A 22,992-nucleotide genomic window follows, 5' to 3' on the forward strand; every position below is an offset into this window, starting at 1 on the left:
CTGAACACTAAAATTATGGTACAATACAACCCAAAAGACTGGATCACCTTTATTTTCCGTTTTCATAAATCGGATACATTTCGCCAATTAATCCCTATGATGATTACTATTGGCTTATACTCATATGCAGTAGCTTATCTTGAAATAGAATTCTGGAAGCTAAGCGATGATAGCCATGTAAAGAACATTACGGTTATGCATGGCATGGTGGGTTTTGTGATTTCCCTTTTATTGGTATTTAGGACCAATACTGCGTATGACCGCTGGTGGGAAGGTCGAAAACATTGGGGAGCCTTAGTCAACAACAGCCGAAATTTAGCGCTAAAACTTTCTGCTTACTTACAGGAAGAAGGCGACCGTAACTACTTTCGAAAATTAATTCCCAACTATGCTTCCTTTTTGCAAAAGCACCTGGCAGATGAAGAAACGGCTTTAATGCTAATTGAAGGTTTGGATTTAGAATTAGACCATCACAAACACCGTCCGAACCAAATTGCTAAAATGCTGTTCCAGAAAGCGAATGATCTGTACACTTCGGGAAAAATTTCCGGCGACCAATTAATTGTCATTAATGCCGAATTGCAATCGTTTACGGATATTTGCGGAGCTTGCGAACGTATTAAAAACACACCTATTCCTTACTCTTACAGTTCGTTCATCAAAAAATTTATTTTTATCTATGTGATGACCTTACCTTTTGGTTATGTGTTTAACTTAGGCTATTATGTTATTCCGGTTGTAGTATTTATTTTTTATGTCTTAGCCAGTCTGGAGCTTATTGCTGAAGAAATTGAAGACCCCTTCGGTGACGATGCTAATGACTTACCAACTAAAAAGATAGCAGCCAATATTAAAAAACATGTAGAAGAAATTTTATAATTTTCACATTCTTTTAAACGATTCAGAAATAACTATAATCGCTAATTAAATATAGTTTACTTTTATTTTCATTTAATTTTTCATAAATTAGACTTATCATTTTTATAAAATTACAATGCCTTCTAAAAGTTTACTCAGTACTCCAGCTCTGACTCACGAAAAATCGTTAAAGACACTTGTGGAAAACCGTACGGTTTTTTCGTTGAACAACTGTGAACTGAATTTGTTTGAGACTTATAAAGAATCTGCTTTGGTTCCGTTAAAGTTCAACGATCTGGTAGTAACCAGTATGCTAAGAGGCAAAAAGGTTATGCACTTATTTGATGATCCCGAGTTTGAATATCTTCCGGGGGAAACTGTCGTAGTGCCGTCAAATGTAGAAATGAAAATTGATTTTCCGGAAGCTTCACAAAAAAATCCTACGCAGTGTTTAGCTTTAGCCATTGATCATTTTAAGATAAAAGAAACTTTAGCTTTTTTAAACGAACGCTACCCAAAAGAAGGTAAAAATAACTTTTGGAAATTGGATTATGAAAACTATTTCTTTTACAATAATGTTGAATTAGCCACTACGCTGAATAAATTAATCAAAGAATGTATGAGTACATCGGTTACCAAAGATGTTATTACCGATTTAACTTTACAAGAACTGATTATCAGGATCATTCAGACACAAACTTTTCGTTCGTATGAAAATGAACAATTGCTTTTAGATAGTTCCAATCCGATCACACAAGTTGTAGAATACATTCGTAAAAACATTACTGAAAATATCAACATTAAAGAACTAAGTGAAAAAGCGTGTATGAGCTCCACTTCCTTTTATCGTTACTTTAAACGAGAATTAGGCATGACTCCGGTAGAGTTTATTTTAAATGAAAAAATAAAATTTGCCAAAAGACTACTTAAAAACCCCGGCATTCAGGTCAATGAGGTTAGTTTTGCTTCCGGATTTGAAGACTGCAATTATTTCATCAGGATATTCAAAAAATACGAAGGCATTACCCCGAAACAATACCAATTGATGAACTATTAAAGTGTATTTCGTTTAACAGGTTCCAGATCTTCTTCTTCTTCTGGTGTAAAAATGCGATAATTTACTTTAAATGTTTTTCCATAAGGTGTTTCTAAAGAGAAACCACCCGCTCCTATTCCATCCATTATATCCAAAGTAAAATGAGCGTGCTTCCAATATTCAAACAAATCCTTATCGAGCCAAAATTCAGTTCCTTCAATTTCTCCAATACAAACATCATCGGCTCTTAAATAAAAACCGCCTTTTTCAAAACACTGGGGCTGAGTCCCTTCACAACATCCTCCGGCCTGATAAAACATTAAATCACCGAATTTTTCTTTTAACTTAAGGATCATCTCTCTCGCCTGATCAGTAACTTCTATTCTCTTAACCATAACATTTTAATTTAAAAAAGCAGCCAACTTATACAGTTGGCCACTTTGCTCAACCTAACTATAAATATACCAAAAATTAATGATAAAAACTATTACATCAATTACTATAATTCCCGGCAATATCCAATACTATTCGACCATCAATCTGTCCATGCTTCATTTTATCAAACACATCATTGATGTCTTCTAACTTAGCAGGAGTTACAGTCGCTTTTACCAAACCTTCATTTGCAAAATCTAAAGCTTCCTGAAGGTCTTTACGAGTACCTACAATCGAACCTCTGACCGTAATACGTTTCAGTACGGTTTCAAAAATAGGCAGTTCAAAAGATCCAGGTGGCAATCCGTTCAGAGCAATTGTTCCTTTTCTACGTAACACATCTATTCCCTGTTTGAAAGCTATAGGCGAAACAGCAGTGATCAAAGCACCGTGCATTCCTCCTACTTCTTTATGCAAATACTGTCCCGGATCAGTAGTTTTAGCATTTACCGTAATATCCGCACCTAACTTTTTAGCTAATTCTAATTTATCATCGGCAACATCAATGGCTGCAACATGCATTCCCATAGCTTTTGCATATTGAACAGCAACGTGTCCCAAACCTCCTATCCCGGAAATGGCTACCCATTCTCCCGGTTTTGTTTCTGTTTCTTTAAGTCCTTTATATACCGTAACACCGGCACAAAGTATCGGAGCAATCTCTAAAAAGTTTACATCCGGTTTTAAATGTCCGACATAACGTGAATCTGCTATCACATATTCCGCAAAACCTCCGTCTACACTATATCCTCCGTTTTTCTGAGCTTCGCAGAGGGTTTCCCACCCGGTAATACAATAATCACAGCATCCGCAAGCACTATACAACCAAGGCACACCTACTGCATCTCCTTCTTTTACCATTGCTTCGGGACCACATGCTACCACAATACCTACGCCTTCATGTCCCGGAATTAAAGGCATTTTCGGCTTAGCAGGCCAGTCTCCGTCTACAGCATGTAGATCCGTATGACAAACTCCACAGGCAATCACCTTTACCAAGACCTCATATCTACCCGGTGCTCTTACCGGTACTTCTTCTATTTTTAATGGCTGTCCATACCCTTGCACAACAGCCGCTTTCATGGTTTTAGGAATCATAATTCTTTATTTTTAGTTGTTTCTGTTAGAAGTTTTCTCTTAAAAGAGATAAAGATCATTTTCAATAATTGAAAAGGCTAAAAGTTAGTAGCAATAATAATCTGATCTTAAATAAAAGCCTTTTATCAAACGCTTTTTTTTAATGTAAAAGAAAACCCTATCAGTTTTTATACAGCCTGATAGGGTTCACCTTAGTTTAACCAGTGGGCAAGCCCTATGGTATCAATTAAAAGAATCCTAATTTATTTTTGTTATAAGACACTAACATGTTTTTAGTTTGTCTGTAGTGGTCTAACATCATTTTGTGGTTTTCACGTCCCACACCTGATTGTTTGTATCCTCCAAACGGAGCTCCTGCCGGATAAGCATGGTATTGGTTTACCCAAACTCTACCTGCCTGTACAGCTCTTGGCACTTGGTATAATTCGTGAGCATCACGTGTCCAAACACCAGCTCCTAAACCATAAATAGTATCATTTGCTATTTCGATAGCTTCTTCAGTAGTTTTAAATGTAGTTACTGCTAATACAGGACCGAAGATCTCTTCTTGGAAAATACGCATTTTGTTATTTCCTTTAAAGATTGTCGGTTTAATGTAGTAACCGCCTTCAATATCACCACCTAAATTATTTTCATCTCCACCGATTAACAATTCTGCACCTTCTTCTTTACCTAACTTGATGTAAGACATGATTTTTTCTTTCTGCACTTTTGAAGCCTGAGCACCGATCATTACTGTAGGATCTAACGGATTTCCTGCTTTAATAGCAGCTACGCGTTCCAACAATCTTTCCATGAATTTATCATAGATATCTTCGTGAACTAATAAACGAGAAGGACAGGTACAGATCTCACCTTGGTTTAAACAATACAATGCTGCACCTTCTAAAGCTTTATCGAAGAACTCATCATCGTGATCCATCACAGACGGGAAGAAAATATTCGGAGATTTACCACCTAATTCTAAGGTTACCGGAATAATGTTTTCAGTTGCATATTGCATTACTAAACGTCCTGTAGCTGTAGAACCTGTGAAAGCTGCTTTTGCTACCTTAGGATTAGTCACTAAAGCTCTACCCAACTCAGCACCGAAACCGTTTACGACATTTATTACTCCGGCAGGAATTAAATCTCCGATCAACTCCATCAATACCATAATAGAGATCGGTGTATTTTCAGCCGGTTTTAATACCACACAGTTTCCGGCAGCTAAAGCCGGTGCTAATTTCCAAACAGCCATTAAGATAGGGAAATTCCAAGGAATGATCTGAGCTACAACTCCGATTGGTTCGTGTACGATCAAAGAAACTGTGTGCTCATCCAATTCGTTTACAGAACCTTCTTCTGCTCTGATCACACTGGCAAAATATCTGAAATGGTCAATTGCTAACGGAATGTCAGCAGCCATTGTTTCGCGAATCGGCTTACCGTTGTCTACCGTTTCAGCTGCTGCGATCAAATTCAAATTATCTTCCATAACCTGTGCTATCTTAAACAACAAGTTACTACGATCTGTAGGTGATACTTTACTCCAGCTTTCAAAAGCTTCAGATGCAGCATTTACGGCCAATTCTAAATCTTGTTTGTTAGAATGTGCAGCTTTTGAAAATACCTTTCCATCTATAGGAGAAACAACATCAAAATATTCACCACTTGCAGGAGGAACAAATTTCCCTCCGATATAATTATCGTACTTTTGTTTGAAATTTGGTCTTTGAACTAAATTACTCATAAATCTTTGTTTTTTTTGGTTTTATTCAAAGGTAGTACCCTAATCCATAAAAAAATAGCATAATTTTTTCATTTTATAGCACAAGATTTTATTTAATTAAATTTTAACATATATTTTTTCACTAAATTTCATTTTAAATCACATTTTTTTATCAAATTATTAATTTTAAGCCTAAAAAAGTATTAAACACTATAATTAAAATAATGTTTTAAACTCTTCTGAGCATTATGTATATTTGCAGACTAAAATTGAATAGAAAATGCGTATTTCTTATAATTGGTTAAAACAATTTATAAAGTTAGATTGGAATTCTGAAGAAACTGCGGCTTTATTGACTGATCTGGGTCTGGAAGTAGAAGGCGTAGATACTTTTGAAAGTTTAAAAGGAGGTTTAAAAGGAGTTGTTGTGGGGCATGTATTAACTTGTGTACAACATCCTAACGCAGACAGATTACGAATTACTACCGTTGATCTGGGTGACGGAAACCCACCGGTTCAGATTGTTTGCGGTGCTCCTAATGTAGCTGCCGGACAAAAAGTACCTGTAGCCACTATCGGGACTAAATTATTTGACAAAGAAGGAAATGCATTTGAAATAAAAAAAGGGAAGATCAGAGGTGAGGAAAGTCACGGAATGATTTGTGCTGAAGATGAATTAGGTTTAGGCGAAAGTCATGACGGAATTATGATCCTTGACGAAGACGTTAAACCCGGAACTCCTGCTGCTGAACTTTTTGAAATCGAAACGGATGAAGTCTTTGAAATCGGATTAACGCCTAATCGCGCCGATGCTATGAGCCACTTCGGAGTTGCCCGTGACTTAAAGGCCGGACTTTATAATAACGAAAAGAATGTGGAATTGATCACACCTTCTGTTAGTAACTTTAGAGTAGACAAACGCACTTTGAAAATCGATGTTGCAGTAGAAAATGAAAAAATGGCTCCCCGATATTGTGGTGTAACGATCTCAGGAATTAATGTTAAGCCCTCTCCTTCCTGGCTACAAAACCGTTTAAAAGCTATCGGTTTAACGCCTAAAAATAACGTAGTAGATGTTACAAATTACGTTTTACACGAATTAGGGCAACCATTGCATGCTTTTGATGCCAATAAGATTAAAGGTAATAAGGTTATCGTAAAAACTGTTGAAGCCGGAACTAAGTTCAGAACCTTAGATGATGTGGAACGTACTTTAGACGCTGAAGATCTTATGATCTGTAATGCTGAAGAACCAATGTGTATTGCCGGTGTTTTCGGAGGAAAAGAATCAGGAGTAAGTGAAAGCACACAAGCTATTTTCTTAGAAAGTGCTTATTTCAATCCGGTTTCTATTCGTAAAACGGCTAAAAGACACGGATTAAATACTGATGCTTCTTTCCGTTTTGAAAGAGGTATTGATCCTAATATCACGGAATATGCTTTAAAACGTGCTGCTCTTTTAATTCAGGAAGTTGCCGGTGGTGAAATCACTTCGGAAATAACAGATATTTATCCTAAGAAAGTAGACGATTTTCAGGTTTTTGTAAGCTTCGAAAAAGTCAGAAAAGTGATCGGTGAAGAAATCCCGAAAGAGATCATCAAAAAAATATTAGTTGCCTTAGATATCAAGATCAATAACGTTACAGAATCAGGTTTAGGACTAATCATTCCTTCTTATCGTGTGGATGTACAACGTGAAATTGATGTTATTGAAGAAATTCTGAGAGTTTACGGATACAACAATATTCAATTCTCACAGAAATTGAATGCTACGGTTTCTAACTCATCAAGAACAGAAGAGTTCAAAATACAAAATATCATTTCTGACCAGCTATGTGCCTTAGGTTTCAATGAAATGATGGCTAATTCTTTAACTACTCCTGATTACGTTAAGCTTTCAGAAAAGATTAAAGAAGATTTCAACGTTCTAATGTTGAATCCTTTAAGCAATGACCTGTCAGCTATGCGCCAGTCTATGTTATTTTCCGGATTAGAGGCTGTTTCTTTTAATATCAATCGCAAGAGAAATGACCTGAAATTCTATGAGTTCGGAAAAACGTATCATAAACTACCTTCAGGTTATGATGAGATTAAACATTTAACATTATTAGTAACCGGAAACCGAAACAATGAAAGTTGGAAACAGCCTACTGATAAATCCGACTTTTTCTTATTTAAGGGATATATAATGAGTATTTTATCCCGAATCGGATTAGATACCAAAGTAAGTACTCTTCCTTTTGAAAATGATGTTTTTCAGGAAGGTATTGCCCTGGCCATAGGAAAAGAAACCATAGTAGAGTTCGGTACAGTTAAAAAATCGATCTTAAAGTATTTCGATATCAAACAAGAAGTTTTATACGCTGATTTTGCCTGGTCAAAATTGCAAAAATATATTTCAAATAAAATTAAGTTTACCGACATTCCTAAGTTTCCGGCTGTACGCAGGGATTTAGCCTTGTTATTAAATGACAATGTTACTTTTGAACAAGTCTTTAAATTAGCTAAACAAACAGAAAAAGCGTTATTAAAAGAAATTAACCTGTTTGATGTTTATGAAGGCAAAAATCTTCCTAATGGTAAAAAATCGTATGCGATCAGCTTTATCATTCAGGACGATAACAAGACGTTAAAAGATAAAGATATTGAAAAGATCATGACTAAATTACAAACTAATTTTGAAAAAGAGTTAGGAGCCAGTTTAAGATAATCTTCCAAAAATAAAATCACAAAAAACCACCTTAAATAAGGTGGTTTTTTATTTATTGTTTATTCTATTATATCATGTTGATAAGAATTGAAAATTAAAATGTCTGATGGCAATAAAAAAATTAAACAGATTTAAAAGCAAAGCAATCCAAAACATATAATTAGCCTCATCGGTTCTTTTAATGATTTCAACAATTCCATATAAAGGAAGTAGCAAGATCAATATCCAAACAGGAATCCAAATCAGGGAAAAACGCAAACCAATAAATGTTACTTTAGGAAAAACCTGAATAATTCCAGTAAGTAACAAAAAAGAGCTGATTAAACTCAATAATAAATATACTTTTTCTTTCCCAAACATTTTAATGATAATTAAAGAGATACTCAAAGTTATTTATTTTTTACCAAAAACAACTTAACTAAAATATAATGTTCTTTAATAAGATTAATCTTGTATCTTTAAGCTAATCTTAAACTACTCAAAAACAACACAATATGAACAAAGAATTTACTATTCCATTTACTCAAGTAAATTTAAAAGATGTTATTATTGTAGGTGGAAAAAATGCTTCTCTTGGAGAAATGATCCAAAATTTAAGTACAAAAGGTATTCAAGTTCCGGATGGTTTTGCAACAACTGCTCTAGCCTATTGGACCTTTTTAGAGGCTAATTCTATTCGAAAAGAACTTACTGAGATCTTAGCAACGTTAGACTTACAAAATTTCTCGAATTTAAAAGAAGTCAGTACAAGATCAAAAGAACTAATTTTAGAAGGTAAAATCCCTTTTGATATAGAAAAGGATATTCGAAATTCTTATCAGGAACTTTGTGAAAAAACAGTACCAAATGTAGCATGTGCTGTGCGCAGTAGTGCTACTGCTGAAGATTTACCCGGTGCCAGTTTTGCCGGTCAGCAAGAAACTTACCTTAACATTGTAGGTATTGACGAAATCTTGAGTGCTTTCAAAAAATGTTTGGCTTCTCTTTTTACAGAAAGAGCCATAAAATATAGAATTGATAATGGTTTCGATCATATGAAAGTGGCACTATCTGTTGGTATACAGCAAATGATCCGTTCTGATTTAAGTAGCTCCGGTGTTGCTTTCACTTTAGATCCTGATACCGGTTTTCGGGATGTGATCCTTATAAGTGGCATTTGGGGATTAGGTGAAAATATTGTACAAGGGGCTGTTGATCCGGATGAATTTATAATATTTAAGCCTGCACTAAAAAATCATAAAAAGAGTATTATTTCAAAACGTTTGGGCAAAAAGCAACAAACAATGGTCTATGCTCCGGAAAATGAAAATACTTCAAAAACACTATCTACAACAATTAATCGGGATACACCTCCCGAAAAACAAAAACAATTGGTATTAAATGATTATGAGATCATCAAATTAGCACACTGGCTAAATACCATTGAAGAACATTATAAAAGGCCAATGGACGTTGAATGGGCAAAAGATGGTCTTACTAATGAACTCTATATTGTACAAGCCAGACCTGAAACGGTTTATGCCGATCAAAAAATGAACCTCATTTACAATTATACTCTTAAAGAGAAAGGAGAAGTTCTAACAAAGGGTATTGCGCTAGGAAATAAAATCACTTCTGGAAAAGCCAGAATTCTCCAAAGTCCTGATGAAGCAGATAAACTTAAAGAAGGCGAAGTACTCATAACCAATCTTACTGACCCGGATTGGGATCCTATTATGAAAAAAGCGGCAGCCATTATTACGAATAAAGGCGGACGTACAAGTCATGCCGCAATTGTAGCCCGAGAAATGGGTGCAGTAGCTATTGTAGGAACCGGAAATGCTACCACTGTAATCAAAGACGGAGATGAAATTACAGTATCTTGTGCCGAAGGCAAAGTAGGCATTGTGTATAAAGACAAACTCAATTGGAGCAAAGACATTATTGATACCGAAAAAATAAAAATTCCTGAAACAGCACCAATGTTAATCATGGCCGATCCTGATAAAGCCTTTAAAAATTCCTTTTTACCGAATAAAGGAGTTGGGCTCATGCGCATGGAATTTGTTATAAATAATAGTATTAAGATACATCCGATGGCTCTCATAAAATTTGAAGACATAAAGAATCCGGATGTAAAGAATCAGATAGAATCCTTAACCCACGGATACGACAATAAAAACAACTATTTTATAGATAAGCTTTCTCAAGCGATCGCTATGGTCGCAGCTGCTTTTTATCCTAAAGATGTGATTTTACGAATGAGTGATTTTAAATCAAATGAATATGCTAACTTAATCGGAGGCCAACAATTTGAACCTAAAGAAGAAAATCCGATGTTAGGATTCAGGGGAGCCTCAAGATATTATAGTCCGCTCTACAAAGAGGGTTTCAAACTGGAATGTGAAGCCGTAAAAGTAGTACGAAATGAAATGGGATTTACCAATGTTAAGCTCATGATTCCTTTTTGCAGAACCGTAGAAGAAGGGAAAAAAGTACTAAATCTCATGACCGAATATGGTTTAAAACAAGGTCAAAATGATCTCGAAATTTATACTATGATTGAAATTCCCAGCAATGTAATCTTAGCAGAACAATTTGCAGAAATTTTTGACGGATTTTCCATAGGTTCTAATGATTTGACTCAACTCACTTTAGGCATTGATCGTGATTCTGAATTGGTAAGTGATCTATTTAATGAGCAAAATGAAGCCGTAAAAACCTTAATTTCTACTGTTATTCAAGTTGCAAAAAAAATGAATACAAAAGTGGGATTATGCGGTCAGGCGCCAAGCGATTTTCCTGAATTTGCACAGTTTTTAGTTGAACAAAGAATTGATAGTATTTCCTTTAATTCCGATGCTCTTATAAGAGGAATTGAAAACATCTTAATTGCCGAAAAACAATAATTTTTAGGAAAAAGCGGGATATTGCTCTTAAGATTACATTTTAACTAAAATAAAGAGTTAATAAACTCCAGTGCTCTGATTTCTGCATAAGAATAATGAGAATTTTTCATCGGGTAAGCACAATGTCCGCCATATTTTGGTGTTTCTAAATAAATAAAAGGATTGTTTTGTGCCAATTGTACAGGGAAACATCCTTCCCCTAAAAAAGGATCATCTAAAGCATTTAAAACCAAAACCGGAGTTTTAATATTTTCAATGCTTCTGGCGGGTGAAACTTTGTAATAATAGTCTTTTCCGTCTATGAAACCATGCAAAGGCGCTGTAAAATTATCATCTAAATCGTCAAAATTCCTAACCTTACTCAGTCTTTCCGCATCAATCAATTCAGGGAATTGTTTTGCCTTAACTTTCAACTTTCGGGTTAAGTCTAACATGAAATTTTTCATGTAAACCTGATTGAATCCTTTTTTTAAAGCATCTGCACTTGCCTTTACTTCTACCGGAACCGATACGGAAACACCTGCTTTTATTTTCCTATCAATATTTTTTATTCTTCCAAAATAATTCATCACTTGGGCACCACCCATAGAATAACCGATCAGATACAACTCCTGTATCCCTTTAGACAAGGTAAATTGGATAACCGCATCTAAATCTTCAATAGTTGCGTGATGATACATACGCGGCAAACGATTCATTTCGCCACTACAACTTCTGTTGTTCCAGGCAAAAACCGAAAAATCATGTTTTAAAAAATAATCTGCACAACTATTGATATAGGTTCTTTGCGAATTTCCTTCGAGTCCGTGACAAAGTATTACAGCTTTATCAGGATTGATCATTCTAAAATCAACAGCCAAAAAATCTCCGTCAGCTAATTCTAATTTTTCCCGTTGGTAATCCGGAATAGGAAATTTTTTAAACTTGCCGGCATAAATGGTAGCAATATGCGGATTTTTATGAATGAACGGAACCCAATCGTTGTATTTTGAATGTTCTATAAACGGCATAAACTAAATTAAAAAATTATTTCTAAAAAATAACCCTGTAAATCAAACTATTCACAGGGTCTTTAAATTTTTATTGTATCTGTTTAAACTAAAAAGATTCCGTTATCTTTAATATCGATCAAACGGGCTTTATACAGTGATCCGACAGCTTTTTTAAATGCTTTTTTACTCATTTGCAAAATGGTCTTGATCTCTTCCGGATGGCTTTTATCGTGTAGTCCTAAAAAACCGTTATTCGCTTTCAGTTCTTTCAGAATAACTTGTGCATCATCATCAATAGCTTCTAATCCTATTTTTGTAAACGTTACATCTATTTTTCCGTCCGGGCGCACTTGTTTGATATAAGCCTTAGTCTTTTTACCTAGCTTAATATCTTTAAACACTTCATCGGCATAAGCTAACCCTTTGTAACGGTTTTCTATAATGACATTTATCCCCATATCCGTGATATGAGAAATCATTACTTCAACCTCTTCATTTGGTTCATAATCCGGAACATCGGTTGCAAAATACTTTTGGACTTTGCTTGTTGCCGCTAAGCGATTGGTTTTTTCATCTAAATAAGCATAGATCAGATACCGCTTCCCGACTTCCATAGGCTTCGCCTGTTCTTTGAAAGGAACAAACAAGTCTTTTTCTAATCCCCAATCTAAGAACGCACCGAATTTATTGATATAATTTACTTTTAAATGTGCAAATTCATTAAGCTTTACATAAGGTTTTAAAGTTGTAGCCACCGGACGTTCCTCATGATCCAGATAAATGAAAACATTCATTTCATCACCAATGAAAAACTCTTTAGGTATATATTTTTTAGGCAGCAGAACATCTTGTTCTTCATCTCCTAAAAAAAGTCCGACTTTTGTTTCACGTAATACTTTTAACCTATTGTATTCCCCTATTTGCAGCATAATGATATTAAATATGGTGCAAAGGTAAACAATTGTATCGGAATTAAATTCCTATTTCTAATTGTAACCTTAAGTACCAATTATTTTTAGTATCGCCCGTATAATATTCTTTTTCATCAAAGGTCAATTCTGCCTGCATTTTAAAGGCATGTTCTCTCAGGTACTTTGTCACGCCGATACTGTATTGTTTCAAATCCGGAGTATAGGGTTTGATCTCCTTATCTACATATTGGTTAGAAAAACGCCCGATCAGTTCAAAATCGTTCTTGAAAATATAACTCAACTGATAATCCATTCCTTTTCCTGCATATACATAATTAAAATCAGTTACATCATCCGGATTGTAGGTTACCAGATCTTTAGCCTCACGTTGCATATAAGCCGACATTAAACTCCAGCCGTTATATTTAAGCATTGCATCTACAAAGTACGAACGAAGCGTTCGAGGGGAATATAAAACGTCCCCTAATTGTCCGTTGGTTCTGACTGCTCTGTTATTTTGCTGATAGGCTCCGGAAAGCATCAATTTCGGCTTTTTTTCACGAGCTACATCGCCTTCAAAATAAATTCCGTTCCTTTTAAATGCACCTAACGGCATTAATTCTACTTTTCCCGTCAAAGCTACCCCGTCATCTGATGTTTTGGTCCAGTTTCTTCCTTCTCCGGTTGAAACAGCCGTTTTTATATTATAAGAAAAAGTATTCAAATCTTCATTCAGATAATAAGCCTGAAAACCAAAATCCCTGTCAATCGTAAATTTAGTATTATTGATCGTTCGGTCGGTTAACTGTAAAGCCCCGGAAGAGTTTACCCTTTGACGGTTTCCCGGTAATTTGGTTTGTCCGAACATAAAGTTCCAATGTTTATCCGGACGGTAAATGAATACGGCATCCCGAATGATATTTACATTGTCTCCGTCATGAACTGTACCGACATCGCCCGGTGCAAAAGACAATTGGATCACATATAAAAATTGAGGATGCCAAACATAACCGTCTAAACGCAAACGCAAACGACGAATTTGTGCTTCGTATCGGTTGTCTTTATCCTCTTCACTGATATATGTTACCCGATTTTGCATTCTGAAACGAATGTTCAGTTGGAATAAACTATCAGGAGAAGTTACCCCCAAACCTTTTCCATAACTATAATAAGGTAAGGCTGCTAAACGAATATCATTATTCTTTAAAGAGTCTAATTTTTGCGAAAAAGCAAAAATTGAGACTAAAAACAGTAAAATACTAAAAAAAGGTCTCATTGTGGTTGTGTTGTTGTTAATTTGGCTGCAAAAATAAAATTTTTAAAATAATAACTCTTTCTTTAGTTAACTTTGCAAAAAAATATTTTTTATGTCAAATGCTTATGTTGGTTACCACTTTAAAGTAGAACCAAAAGATTTAGGAAGCGAAATTTTAATTGCAGAATTGGGAGAATTACCTTTTGAAAGTTTTATTGAAACCGAAGAAGGTCTTTCAGCTTATATTCAAAAAGATTTATGGGACGAAAATATTCTGAACGGAGTTCATATTCTGGATAATCCTAATTTTGAAGTCTCTTATAAAGTAGAACAAATAGAACAGGTTAACTGGAATGAAGAATGGGAAAAAAACTTTGAACCGATCGATGTCGACGGAAAATGTCATGTAAGAGCTCCTTTTCATGAAAAAACAGATGCGGAATACGAAATTATCATTGAACCTAAAATGAGTTTCGGAACCGGACACCATGAAACGACCCACATGATGATCCAGCATTTACTGGAAACCGACCTTAAAGGAAAGAAAACTTTAGATATGGGTTGCGGAACTGCTATTTTAGCCATTTTAGCCGAAATGAAAGGAGCTCAACCTATTGATGCCATTGATATCGATAACTGGTGTTATTTGAATTCCATCGAAAATGTGGAACGAAACAACTGCCAACATATTTCAGTTTATGAAGGTGATGCAACTTTACTGGAAGGAAAGAAATACGATGTGATCATTGCTAACATTAACCGTAACATTCTTTTAAACGATATGCAAACTTATGCCGATTGCTTGAATACAGACGGTATCTTATTTTTAAGTGGTTTTTATCGGGAAGATATAGCTGCTATTGATAACTGTTGCAGTGCTAAAGGACTAAAATTAGTAGGACAAAAAGAGCGCAACAATTGGACTGCATTAAAATATAGTAAATAATAGATTCAGTTATTATAATTTTTTAAAACTCAATATTTTTTATATTTTTACACTGATTTTCAAACTTTTAACTAAAATACAATGAGCACAATTGAAAAAGTACAGGAAGAAGTTTTAGTAGAAGAGCAAGTGGGAATAAACCACGAGATCATTTTATTCAATGATGATGTCAATACTTTTGACCATGTAATTGAAACACTTATACAGGTTTGCGAACATGATGCTTTACAAGCTGAACAATGCGCTATTCTGGTTCACTACACGGGAAAATGTACCGTTAAAACCGGAAGTTATGACGATCTGAAGCCGCAATGTACAGCCCTGCTGGATGCCGGTTTGAGTGCTGAAATACAATAAAAAAATCCCGAAACTAAGTTTCGGGATTTTTTTATGACATCTTTCCTACGGCACAACTTACGAAAGACTTGGCTTTGGTTCCCAATGAATTCTCATCACCGGCTTCCGGATATCCTATCTTTTTTAAAAGTTCTTTTACTTCTGCAACTAAGTTCTCATGGTTGTAATCAAATGTTACTGCACTTTCATCAACCGAAACAGAAACATTTTCAATTCCATCTAACTGAGAAAGATTTTTAGTCACTGTATTGGCACAACCGCCACATTTCAGATTTTGAATATAAATTGTTGTAGTCATCTTTATTTTTGTTCAAAAATAAAATACTTTAAACATCTTTTAGGCAACTCTTGTTACAATTATTTTTAATGTGGTAATTTATCTTTCAAAATACCGTATAAAAAAGTACCCAGTAAAGCTCCTGCTAATACAATGATAATACTAAAAGCTCCTGTTCCCAGCAAAATAAAAACAGGTCCCGGACAACAACCAACCAATCCCCAACCCAATCCGAAAAGTAATCCGCCTGCCAAGTAACGTACAAAACCTCTGTCCTTATCTATAAACTGAATGGGAAAACCTTTGTAATCTTTTATTTTTTTCTTTTTAATTAGTTGTATTCCGATCACGCCTGTTGCAATAGCTACAGCTATAATTCCGTACATGTGGAATGATTGGAACATAAACATTTCATAGATACGATACCATGAAATAGCCTCTGCTTTAGTCAGTACAATTCCGAAAACAATACCTATACTAAAAAAACGAAATAATTTCATAGCATTAAAAAATTAAGGGTAAAATAAAATGAGACATGATCAAACCTCCTATAAAAAAACCGATCACAGCCAGCAACGACGGTTTTTGCAAATTACTCAAACCGCTGATCGCATGTCCGGAAGTACAACCACCGGCATACCGGGTTCCGAAACCGATTAAAATTCCACCGATAAATAAAATGGTAAATCCTTTTATGCTCAAAACATTTTCCCAGCCGAAAATAGCATCGGGAACCCATTTTCCTTCAGGAGTATCAATATTCAATTGATTCAAACTTGCAACTGTTTTCGGATTCAGATGCAGAATTGTATCAGGATCACTTAAAAAATAGGAAGCGATAAAACCTCCCAAAATAGCTCCCAGAACAACTGCCAGATTCCATTTTTGTTCCCGCCAATCCATTTTAAAGAAATCACTGGCTTTATCGGCCCCCATCATGGTACACATCGTCCTCAAATTAGACGACATTCCGAAAGTTTTTCCGAAGTATATCAATACCAACATAATTATCCCTATTAAAAAGCCGGAAATTGCCCAATGCCAGGTTCCTGAGATTAATTCCATTTTGTTCAAAAAATTTGACTGCAAATATAGTTATACACTAATAGTCTACCAAAGCAATAGACTTTTATTATCTAAACTACTTTTACTACCTTTGGGCTAAATTTTAGTCCTTTAAAATGAAAAAAATTGAAATTGAACTCAAATGGTCTGTCATTTATGCCATTAGCTATTTAGTATGGATGTTCTTTGAACGCTTTTTAGGTTTCCATTTTGATAAAGCTAATGCCGAACCTTTGTTCAACTTATTGTTTATTCCTATAGCTGTTATCTTATATATACTGGCTATTAAAGAAAAAAAGAAAAAATATTACAATGGACAAATGGACTGGAAACAAGGTTTTGGTAGTGGAATTGTCTTAAGTTTTTTTATTGCTCTAACCAGTTCAATAATTGTTTATATTACTTTTACAATACTATCTCCTGAGTTTTTTGAAAAAGCAATTGCAATGAGTAAAGATCAGGAACTGGCAAAAATAAACTACAACATTCAGGCTTTTGTAAAAAATAATATTTTTGACAAGCTTTCTTTCGGAGTTGTTTTTGCAGCAATTATTAGTTATTTTAGTAAAACTAAACCACTATAGATGAAACATTTAATTTTGTTTTTACTCTTTCTTTCGGTAAGCTGTACCAGTACAAAGTCTACCCTGAAGAATATTAATGATACGGCTAAAAAGCCCCAGGTACAGAATAATGCTTTTATCATAACGGAATATGCTGAAGACACTAAATATGGTTATGACAAAGATTTTCCTATCAATATAGGTCTTATTCTGGAAAGACAAGAGGAAACCTTTGTTACCTATTTTTTTAACGGATTAACAGGACCTAACGGCGAAAAAATATTATTCAAGAAAGTAGATACCTGTTGTCCCTTCCCAACCCAACATAACAACATGGGAGCCGGAACACTATCTATTTATGAAGTACAATTTGAAGGAACTAATATCACTAAAAAGTTATACTTTAACAGTTATGAAAGAGGTAAGATCGTATGTCCTAAAGGATTTACTATCAAAAAATTCCAGACGATCAATAATTAAAATATTTTTCTATTTCGTAACATTTGTCACCATTTAAACGATCGTTTAAATGGTTTTTATTTTTTATCTTTGCAACTTAATTGAAACAAAATGAATATAAATAACATACCACAAATAAAAAACGCAGATAAAGACAACTTCTTCCTGCTTGCAGGTCCGTGTGCCATAGAAGGGGAAGAAATGGCTATGCGTATAGCTGAAAAGATTGTCTCCATTACGGACAAGTTGGAAATCCCTTACGTTTTTAAAGGTTCGTTTAAAAAGGCTAATCGTTCAAGAGTTGACAGTTTTACTGGGATCGGTGATGAAAAAGCTTTAAAGATTCTTCAAAAAGTGTCTAAAGAGTTCGGAATCCCTACTATTACGGATATTCATACCAATGAAGATGCTGCAATGGCTGCCGAATATGTAGATGTTTTACAAATCCCTGCTTTTTTAGTACGTCAAACCGACTTAGTAGTTGCTGCTGCAGAGACAGGAAAAACGGTTAATCTGAAAAAAGGACAATTCATGAGTCCCGAAAGTATGAAACATGCTGTACAAAAAGTATTGGACAGTAACAATGAAAAGGTAATGGTTACCGATAGAGGAACGATGTTCGGTTATCAGGATATGATCGTAGATTTCAGAGGAATCCCTACAATGAAACAATTTTCGACAACGGTACTGGATGTTACACATTCATTGCAACAGCCTAATCAAACCAGCGGAGTTACCGGCGGACGTCCTGAGATGATCGAAACTATTGCCAAAGCCGGAATTGCAACCGGAGTAGACGGAATTTTTATAGAAACTCACTTTGATCCGGCTAATGCTAAAAGTGATGGTGCCAATATGTTACACCTTGACCTGTTAGAAGGTTTAATGACAAAATTAGTTGCCCTAAGAAAAACCGTAAACCAATTTTAACTTAATCTATTGTATTTTAAAATGAAACAATCATTTCTAATGGTTGTACTATCTTTTTGTGTTTTTTCACAGTACAGCTTTTCACAAGAAACCGTTGAAAATCCTGAAAAATACACAGCCCATAACAAAGGTAAATTCTATATCTTTTGGGGTGGAAACCGCGAAAGTTACTCTAAATCAGACATCCGCTTTAAAGGAGATGGTTATGATTTTACTATTTATGATGTTGAAGCACATGACAAACCGAAAGGTTGGCACATTGATTATTTCAATCCGGGAAGAATGACTATCCCGCAAACCAACTTACGAATCGGTTATTTTATTACAGATCACTACAACATTTCATTGGGTGTAGACCACATGAAATACGTAATGTATCAGGATAAAAGAGTAAACTATTCAGGGTATTACCCTAATGCCGGAAGTTATAACGAAAATCCGACTGCTGACCAATTGACTTTAGACGAAGCCTTTTTAACATTTGAACATACTGATGGTCTTAATTATGTAAATACAGAGATCTCAAGAGTTGACGATATTACTAAGTTATTCAGTAAAACATTAAATACTGATAAATTCCAGATCAACCTTACAGAAGGTATTGGCGGAGGTTTTTTATATCCGAGAACAAATACTAAATTATTGGGCAAAGATCGTTATGACGAATTTCATGTTGCCGGATTCGGACTTTCTGCAAAGGCCGGACTTAATTTTACTTTCTTCAAACATTTCTTTATCCAAACTGAACTAAAGGGAGGATACATCAATATGCAAGACATCAGAACAACCAGTAGCAGTTCTGATCATGCAGAACAACATTTCTGGTTTTTACAAAGAATTATTGCTATCGGAGGTATTTTTAAACTCTAAAATTCCGATTCAAAACATACATTTAAAAGCCGATTGAAATTCAATCGGCTTTTTAGGTTCTATACAGTGTCAGAGCTTCTTTTATTACAGCAATCAAAACCTGATTATCAATTTCTTCCAGTGCATAATAACGAAGGGATTTTACAGTATTTCGCTTCTCTCCTATTAAAAATTCCTGATTTTCTTTCAGCTCAAAGCCTTTTGCAAATCCAACATCCAAAAATTTTTTCTTATGGTTCGGAGCCAGATAACAAAACGGTTTCTTTTTATAATAAAAATAAGGAATTCCCCATTTAAAAAGCAATTCTGCCTCCGGCAAATCATGTGCTATGACAGCAATTACATGCAACAGCATTTCCCTATATAATTCAGGCTGTCTCAAAATATATTCATCTACTACTTTCATTTTGTAAAAATACTGGAAAAAATTTGTTCAATTGATAAAAACTCATTTACTTTGCAATTCAAAGTACTTTTATATGGAAGCAAGTAAATATTTAAAAGACATACAAGACATTAAAGAAATCATGAATAAATCGACATTATGTTTATCGTTAAGTGGTTTATCAGGTGTCTTGGCTGGTATTTATGCTTTAATCGGAGCTTGGCTGGCTTACAGAACAATTTACACTGACAGTATGCCGGGCGATCCATATGCCGGATTAGTTATTACAGAGACCATTTTGTATCGGTTGATCGCTATTGCTTTTTCTGTGTTGATAGCTTCTGTTGCAACCGGAATCATTTTCAGTATGCAAAAGGCTAAAAGAGAAAATGAATCCATCTGGAATACTGCTTCAAAACGGTTGCTTATCAATTTTTCAATTCCTTTAGTTGCCGGTGGTATCTTTATCCTTTTTTTAATTGAAAAAGAGATACTGAACCTTGTGGCTCCCCTAACTTTATTATTTTACGGACTGGCTTGTGTAAATGCCAGTAAATATACCTTAAGGGATGTTCGCTACTTAGGATTAACCATGATCTTTTTGGGCTTGCTGTCGACCTGGTTCCTGAATTATGGTTTATTATTCTGGGCATTAGGTTTTGGTGTATGTCACATTTTATATGGTAGTATAATGTATTTTAAATACGATAGAAATTAATTAAAAGCGGGATTCGTCTTGAAAAATATCATCCAAAATATCAATAAAGCTTTTGATCACCGTATACGACTGGGCATTATGTCGGTTCTAATGGTGAATGAAAGTGCCGATTTTACTACGCTAAAAGAGATCTTAGGTGTAACCGATGGTAATCTGGCAAGTCATGCTAAAGCCTTAGAGAATGAAAAATACATCACCGTTGAAAAACAATTTATCGGCAGGAAGCCAAATACAAAATATATTGCAACTAAAGAAGGGAAAAAAGCATTTCAGGAACATATTGAAGCACTTGAAAAATTGATCTCCAACCAAAACTAAAAATTTTTTACCATTTAACTTTGAAATACAAAGTACTTTATGAAAGATAAAATAATTGAATTCTTCTACAAAATGATTAAAATTCCGTACCAATTGTTATTTAAAAGAGTAAAGCCTTGGGGCATAAGTGTAGAATCTCTTCTGCTCTTTGATGCCGGAACACTGGGAAATGATCTGGGATTATTCTTTAAGAACAATGCTTTTGAGGTACAGGACAGCTTAGAAGAACATGATGTATTTCATGTCCTTACAGCGATCGGTACTACGGTTAAAGAAGAAGTTGATCTGCAATTTTATCTTCTGGGCAATGGAAAAAGGTCGCCTTTTACTTTACTGGTCATCCTAACCGGCATTGTATTTTATCCGATACACTACAATAGTTTTCGCAATTGCTATAAAAGAGGCAAAAATGCTTATTTATTCTATGACCTGGAATTCTATAAATTATTACATCGACCGACAGTAGAAATAAAATCAATTTTTAATATAAAATAATTCATCATGGAAAATCAATCAGAAAATCAGTTTAAAGTTCCTAAGAAGACTTTCTTGCAAAGTACAACAGCCAAAATGATCATGGTAGGTGTCCTTACTTTAGTGTTACTCATTCCCCTTAATTTAGTACAAAACTTAATTCAGGAACGTTCAATACGCAAAGATGATGTTATAAAAAAAGAAACACAAACCTGGGGCGAAAATATCCATTTCATGGGACCTATTTTAAAAGTTCCTGTTAAAACCTACACTGAAACCGAAGTTTACGATGAACAAACAAAAACAAAATCCATTCAAAAACAAGAAGAATTAACCTATGCTTATTTCTTTCCTGAAACGCTACAGCATACTACTGAAATTGAAAAAGTAGATCAATTGAAAAGAGGCATTTACAAACCGATTGTTTTTAAAGCAAATCTACTGGCAAAAGGAAATTTCAGTTCTTTAGATCTGCAAAAGCTAGATTGTAAACCAGAAGATATCCTTTGGGATAAAACGTCTGTTATTGTAAAAACTACAGATCTGAAAAGCATTAAAAGTGATCTGAAAATTACGTTGAATAATTCTCAATTGACACTGGAAGCGAATGCTGACAGTGATGCCTATTTTGATGTATTAGAAACAGAAACTTTTAGCTACCAACCCGATGTTACTAATCCGTTCCAATTGAATATCCAATACAACGGAAGCAATTCCATCGAATTTATTCCTATTGGAAAAACAACCGCCACTTCGATTGATGCCAACTGGAGTTCTCCTTCTTTTACAGGAACTTTTGCTTCTAACGATTCTACTAAAAAGATTACAGCTGAAAACTTTCATGCCGACTGGAAGATCATACATGTTAACCGACCTTTTTCACAACAATACCTGGGGGCAATTCCAAATCTGAACAACTATTCGTATGGTGTGAAATTAATTGAACCGGTTGACGAATACCAACAAAACGAGCGTTCGTCAAAATACGGATTTCTGGTTATCGGACTTACGTTTTTAGTCTTCTTCTTGATCCAGACCATCAGCAAGGTAAATATTCACATTTTTCAATACACAATGATAGGTTTAGCACTTATCATGTTCTACACGCTACTGATCTCTATTACCGAGCACTCCAGTTTTACTCTGGCTTATGCAATCGCAGCCGCTTCAGTTATTATTATGCTCCTACTCTACTCCGTTTCCGTACTTAAAAGTACAAAATATGCTATCTTTATAAGCCTGTCGTTAACTGCTTTATATAGCTTTATCTATGTAATCATTCAGTTAGAAGACTATGCTTTATTGGTTGGCAGTATCGGATTATTCCTGATCTTGGGCGCTGTTATGTACTTTTCTCGAAAAATTGATTGGAACAACTAAATTGTAATGCTTATGAAACTATTTGAACGGATACAATCAAAAAACTTTTTTATAGCTCTGACTTTGGGTTTTGCAATCGCTTTTGTCTTGGTTACAGCTTTGATCCTAAGTGTGAACAACCCTAATCCGGTCTGGGGCAAGAACTGGTTTGTCAGACCCATTCTGCTTACTCCAGTCATAGCTGCTACCGGAGCCGGTGTTTCCTATTTAATTAGTACAATATCTTTTAGAAACCAACTGTTTAACCTTTTTAAGATTTTGTTATGCTTACTGGCTTATATCTTCTTTTTATGGATCGGAACAGTAATCGGTTTTAACGGGACGCTCTGGAATTAAAAAAGAACAGTCCCAAAAGC

Annotated in this window: 26 protein-coding genes; 15 read left to right on the forward strand and 11 right to left on the reverse strand. The window is 34.9% G+C overall.

From position 1 onward, the window contains the following. The first annotated feature begins 15 nt into the window (after positions 1-15). The gene (locus NHF50_RS15430; RefSeq protein WP_109570489.1) at positions 16-879 is read left to right on the forward strand and encodes a bestrophin family protein; all 864 of its coding nucleotides are present in this window, start codon (positions 16-18) and stop codon (positions 877-879) included. A gap of 115 nt (positions 880-994) precedes the next feature. Then, a complete protein-coding gene (locus tag NHF50_RS15435) occupies positions 995-1,915 on the forward strand; it encodes an AraC family transcriptional regulator (RefSeq protein ID WP_109570492.1) in 921 nt (306 codons plus the stop codon). On the opposite strand, the gene NHF50_RS15440 is transcribed toward NHF50_RS15435, so the two are convergent. The 3 genes from NHF50_RS15440 to NHF50_RS15450 form a co-directional block, all read right to left on the reverse strand. After that, entirely contained in the window at positions 1,912-2,289 is a 378-nt protein-coding gene (locus NHF50_RS15440; RefSeq protein ID WP_109570493.1) for a DUF779 domain-containing protein, read from the reverse strand. The two genes, NHF50_RS15435 and NHF50_RS15440, sit on opposite strands and share 4 nt — an antisense overlap. A gap of 97 nt (positions 2,290-2,386) precedes the next feature. Next, the gene (gene adhP, locus NHF50_RS15445; protein WP_252777279.1) at positions 2,387-3,427 is read right to left on the reverse strand and encodes an alcohol dehydrogenase AdhP; all 1,041 of its coding nucleotides are present in this window, start codon (positions 3,425-3,427) and stop codon (positions 2,387-2,389) included. A 226-nt stretch (positions 3,428-3,653) separates the two neighbouring features. Continuing rightward, on the reverse strand, positions 3,654-5,159 hold the full coding sequence (locus tag NHF50_RS15450; RefSeq protein WP_109570495.1) for an aldehyde dehydrogenase family protein: 1,506 nt from the start codon (positions 5,157-5,159) through the stop codon (positions 3,654-3,656). Positions 5,160-5,418: 259 nt separating this feature from the next. Between NHF50_RS15450 and pheT the strand changes: the two genes are divergently transcribed. Continuing rightward, the gene (gene pheT, locus NHF50_RS15455) at positions 5,419-7,848 is read left to right on the forward strand and encodes a phenylalanine--tRNA ligase subunit beta (protein WP_252777280.1); all 2,430 of its coding nucleotides are present in this window, start codon (positions 5,419-5,421) and stop codon (positions 7,846-7,848) included. A 72-nt stretch (positions 7,849-7,920) separates the two neighbouring features. On the opposite strand, the gene NHF50_RS15460 is transcribed toward pheT, so the two are convergent. Next, complete coding sequence (locus NHF50_RS15460) at positions 7,921-8,235, reverse strand: hypothetical protein (protein ID WP_146193505.1); 315 nt, start codon at positions 8,233-8,235, stop codon at positions 7,921-7,923. Positions 8,236-8,342: 107 nt separating this feature from the next. Here NHF50_RS15460 and ppsA point away from each other — a divergent pair, with 107 nt between their 5' ends. Next, entirely contained in the window at positions 8,343-10,736 is a 2,394-nt protein-coding gene (gene ppsA / locus NHF50_RS15465) for a phosphoenolpyruvate synthase (RefSeq protein WP_109570498.1), read from the forward strand. A 44-nt stretch (positions 10,737-10,780) separates the two neighbouring features. On the opposite strand, the gene NHF50_RS15470 is transcribed toward ppsA, so the two are convergent. From NHF50_RS15470 to NHF50_RS15480, 3 genes are all read right to left on the reverse strand, one after another. Further along, positions 10,781-11,746: a YheT family hydrolase gene (locus tag NHF50_RS15470; RefSeq protein ID WP_252777281.1), complete on the reverse strand. Its 966-nt coding sequence runs from the start codon at positions 11,744-11,746 to the stop codon at positions 10,781-10,783. A gap of 83 nt (positions 11,747-11,829) precedes the next feature. Then, on the reverse strand, positions 11,830-12,657 hold the full coding sequence (locus NHF50_RS15475; RefSeq protein WP_109570500.1) for a S1 RNA-binding domain-containing protein: 828 nt from the start codon (positions 12,655-12,657) through the stop codon (positions 11,830-11,832). A 43-nt stretch (positions 12,658-12,700) separates the two neighbouring features. Further along, positions 12,701-13,915, reverse strand: coding sequence for a porin (locus NHF50_RS15480; protein WP_252777282.1), 1,215 nt, complete (start codon positions 13,913-13,915; stop codon positions 12,701-12,703). 91 nt (positions 13,916-14,006) lie between these two features. Here NHF50_RS15480 and prmA point away from each other — a divergent pair, with 91 nt between their 5' ends. Further along, positions 14,007-14,840, forward strand: a complete 834-nt coding sequence (gene prmA, locus NHF50_RS15485) for a 50S ribosomal protein L11 methyltransferase (protein ID WP_109570502.1) — start codon at positions 14,007-14,009, stop codon at positions 14,838-14,840. An 81-nt stretch (positions 14,841-14,921) separates the two neighbouring features. Then, positions 14,922-15,197, forward strand: coding sequence for an ATP-dependent Clp protease adaptor ClpS (locus NHF50_RS15490; RefSeq protein WP_109570503.1), 276 nt, complete (start codon positions 14,922-14,924; stop codon positions 15,195-15,197). 31 nt (positions 15,198-15,228) lie between these two features. Here the strand turns inward: NHF50_RS15490 and NHF50_RS15495 are convergent, their stop codons facing one another. The 3 genes from NHF50_RS15495 to NHF50_RS15505 form a co-directional block, all read right to left on the reverse strand. After that, positions 15,229-15,495 (reverse strand): heavy-metal-associated domain-containing protein, encoded by a 267-nt coding sequence (locus tag NHF50_RS15495; protein WP_252777283.1) that lies wholly within the window; start codon positions 15,493-15,495, stop codon positions 15,229-15,231. A 65-nt stretch (positions 15,496-15,560) separates the two neighbouring features. Continuing rightward, on the reverse strand, positions 15,561-15,974 hold the full coding sequence (locus NHF50_RS15500) for a DUF6691 family protein (protein WP_252777284.1): 414 nt from the start codon (positions 15,972-15,974) through the stop codon (positions 15,561-15,563). Positions 15,975-15,978: 4 nt separating this feature from the next. Then, complete coding sequence (locus NHF50_RS15505) at positions 15,979-16,539, reverse strand: YeeE/YedE family protein (protein ID WP_109570506.1); 561 nt, start codon at positions 16,537-16,539, stop codon at positions 15,979-15,981. 116 nt (positions 16,540-16,655) lie between these two features. Here NHF50_RS15505 and NHF50_RS15510 point away from each other — a divergent pair, with 116 nt between their 5' ends. The 4 genes from NHF50_RS15510 to NHF50_RS15525 all read left to right on the forward strand — a co-directional run bounded on the left by NHF50_RS15510 (position 16,656) and on the right by NHF50_RS15525 (position 19,361). Beyond that, positions 16,656-17,123: a DUF4199 domain-containing protein gene (locus NHF50_RS15510; protein WP_252777285.1), complete on the forward strand. Its 468-nt coding sequence runs from the start codon at positions 16,656-16,658 to the stop codon at positions 17,121-17,123. Beyond that, complete coding sequence (locus NHF50_RS15515; RefSeq protein ID WP_109570508.1) at positions 17,124-17,582, forward strand: 2-dehydro-3-deoxyphosphooctonate aldolase; 459 nt, start codon at positions 17,124-17,126, stop codon at positions 17,580-17,582. It abuts the gene before it with no gap. Between the two features lie 90 nt (positions 17,583-17,672). Continuing rightward, positions 17,673-18,491 (forward strand): 3-deoxy-8-phosphooctulonate synthase, encoded by an 819-nt coding sequence (gene kdsA, locus NHF50_RS15520; protein WP_109570509.1) that lies wholly within the window; start codon positions 17,673-17,675, stop codon positions 18,489-18,491. A gap of 21 nt (positions 18,492-18,512) precedes the next feature. Continuing rightward, positions 18,513-19,361 carry a hypothetical protein gene (locus NHF50_RS15525; protein ID WP_109570510.1) on the forward strand — a complete coding sequence of 283 codons (849 nt, stop codon included), beginning with the start codon at positions 18,513-18,515 and terminating at the stop codon, positions 19,359-19,361. Positions 19,362-19,413: 52 nt separating this feature from the next. Here NHF50_RS15525 and NHF50_RS15530 read toward each other — a convergent pair whose 3' ends face one another. Then, positions 19,414-19,767, reverse strand: a complete 354-nt coding sequence (locus NHF50_RS15530) for a DUF1801 domain-containing protein (protein WP_252777286.1) — start codon at positions 19,765-19,767, stop codon at positions 19,414-19,416. Positions 19,768-19,840: 73 nt separating this feature from the next. Between NHF50_RS15530 and NHF50_RS15535 the strand changes: the two genes are divergently transcribed. The 5 genes from NHF50_RS15535 to NHF50_RS15555 are packed head-to-tail and all read left to right on the forward strand — an operon-like array spanning position 19,841 to position 22,972. Beyond that, positions 19,841-20,464, forward strand: coding sequence for a hypothetical protein (locus tag NHF50_RS15535; RefSeq protein WP_109570512.1), 624 nt, complete (start codon positions 19,841-19,843; stop codon positions 20,462-20,464). Between the two features lie 18 nt (positions 20,465-20,482). Further along, on the forward strand, positions 20,483-20,782 hold the full coding sequence (locus tag NHF50_RS15540) for a transcriptional regulator (RefSeq protein WP_109570513.1): 300 nt from the start codon (positions 20,483-20,485) through the stop codon (positions 20,780-20,782). A gap of 39 nt (positions 20,783-20,821) precedes the next feature. Continuing rightward, on the forward strand, positions 20,822-21,277 hold the full coding sequence (locus NHF50_RS15545; protein WP_252777287.1) for a hypothetical protein: 456 nt from the start codon (positions 20,822-20,824) through the stop codon (positions 21,275-21,277). A 6-nt stretch (positions 21,278-21,283) separates the two neighbouring features. Then, on the forward strand, positions 21,284-22,636 hold the full coding sequence (gene creD, locus NHF50_RS15550; RefSeq protein ID WP_252777288.1) for a cell envelope integrity protein CreD: 1,353 nt from the start codon (positions 21,284-21,286) through the stop codon (positions 22,634-22,636). A gap of 12 nt (positions 22,637-22,648) precedes the next feature. Continuing rightward, entirely contained in the window at positions 22,649-22,972 is a 324-nt protein-coding gene (locus NHF50_RS15555) for a hypothetical protein (protein ID WP_252777289.1), read from the forward strand. Positions 22,973-22,992 lie beyond the last annotated feature (20 nt).

The sequence above is a fragment of the Flavobacterium sp. NRK F10 genome, assembly GCF_024054235.1.
Classification (GTDB): domain Bacteria; phylum Bacteroidota; class Bacteroidia; order Flavobacteriales; family Flavobacteriaceae; genus Flavobacterium; species Flavobacterium sediminis.